This window comes from Maribacter sp. (assembly GCF_049667165.1).
GTDB lineage: Bacteria > Bacteroidota > Bacteroidia > Flavobacteriales > Flavobacteriaceae > Maribacter_A.
Window position 1 is genome coordinate 1 of sequence record NZ_JBATHS010000342.1, and the last position, 1,648, is coordinate 1,648.

Consider the following 1,648-nt stretch of genomic DNA (forward strand, 5'->3'; position numbering starts at 1 on the left):
AGGTGCTTTGTCGGGTGGCGAAAGTCAAGCCCTTCAAAATGGACTATTGACAACAAGTTTTTTTGGTTTCACCACAATTTATTGCAACATGCGCCCGTTATCAATATGTTTACAGTATGAATTTTAAACCCAAATCTCCCTGTAAATAAGGGATTAACCTAACCTTCAACCATATGCTATACGATACCTACGGGGAGGAGTATTTAGCCTTCCTACAAGATTTAAATGAAATTTTAAGCATAAACGAATTAGTGGAATTGGATTATATGTAGTCCCTTCCATAATAAACCCCAAAACCCCACACATTATGGCACATCAAAATGCAGACAACACCGCTTACTTGAATTTTATTGAGAATCTAAATGAAATCTTGGTAGATTTCAATATCTCAAAACTTAGTTATTCATAAGTAAGTTGGTCTACAATAGAAAAGAGCCCTGACAGCAATGTCAGGGCTCTTTTGTTATAATGAGGTTGGGTTGGTTTGTCTTAGTTGGAATTCGCCCCAATGTCAGCCACAGCCAAAATAGACGAATTATTGCTGCTATTGGCGTGAATGGTCACATGACCGTTCAAGGCCAATAGGCCTTCATAGGTAATGGTGTTCCCGTTATCCAATTGGGTAATGGTCGTATTGCTGATGGCACATTCACAGGTGTGTAAGGTAATTGCAACATTTCCGCCTTCTGCGGCACTGTTAAAACGAATAAATGCCGGGTTGGTAGCGGTATAACCACCGACCAATTCGATCAATACGTGGGTAGACCCATTATCTTCTTGGGTAAAGGTAGCTGTTCCGGAAACCCCCGAATTGGAAACATCGTAAATCTGGTATTGTACACTCTTTAGAATAACGGCTTCGGCAACATCATCTTTATTACAACCACTAAGAACCAAGGCAAAGGCTAACATAAGAAAGGAGAGGGAACGTTTCATTTTCATTTTTATTTAAGTTGTTATTTTATATCAAAATTAGAAATAGGTTTAGATGTAATTACAATTGGGGATGACTTTTCTACAAAATGACGGAAAAAACCGACGTAGAACAGTTTTGGAAAGCCAAAAGGCAATTGATCGGCCCAATTATCCGATTTATAAGAAAGATTGCAAGGCTTGGGAAGGGAAAATGACCATAAGAAAAGGAAAGTTATTCCATAAAATTATTATAATCAATGGATTAATTGGAATATACACTTAAAAACGCCTTATATATGCCTTTTAACGTGAATTTCAAGAACAAGATGAATGTACGGAATTGTGCGTTTTAATCGGCATTGGATCCTATATCGGCTACCGCCACAATAGGGGCTTGGGTGCCGGAACCGCTGTGTATTGTAATATGCCCATTAAACTGGGTCAAACCTTCATAGGTGATAGAAGCACCATTGTCTAAGCGGGTGATGGTGGTATTACTGATGGCACATTCACAGGTTTTAAGGGTAATGGCCACGGTACCGCTTTCAGCAGCGCTGTTAAAGCGGATATAGGCCGGATTCTCGGAGGTATAGGCCCCTTCGAGTTCGATCAATACATGGGTAGAGCCATTGTCTTCTTGGGTAAAGATGGCTGTTCCTGAAATTCCAGAATTGGAAATATCATAGATAGTGTAGGTTACGCTTTGGAGTATGACGGCCTCGGCAACATCATC

At 39.9% G+C, this 1,648-nt stretch carries 1 protein-coding gene and 1 pseudogene; both read right to left on the bottom strand.

Annotated elements, in window-relative coordinates:
• Window positions 1-489: 489 nt before the first annotated feature.
• Entirely contained in the window at window positions 490-936 is a 447-nt protein-coding gene (locus tag WBM98_RS16090) for a hypothetical protein (protein WP_424367044.1), read from the bottom strand.
• A 328-nt stretch (window positions 937-1,264) separates the two neighbouring features.
• Window positions 1,265-1,648: pseudogene (locus WBM98_RS16095) on the bottom strand (hypothetical protein); the annotation flags it as partial.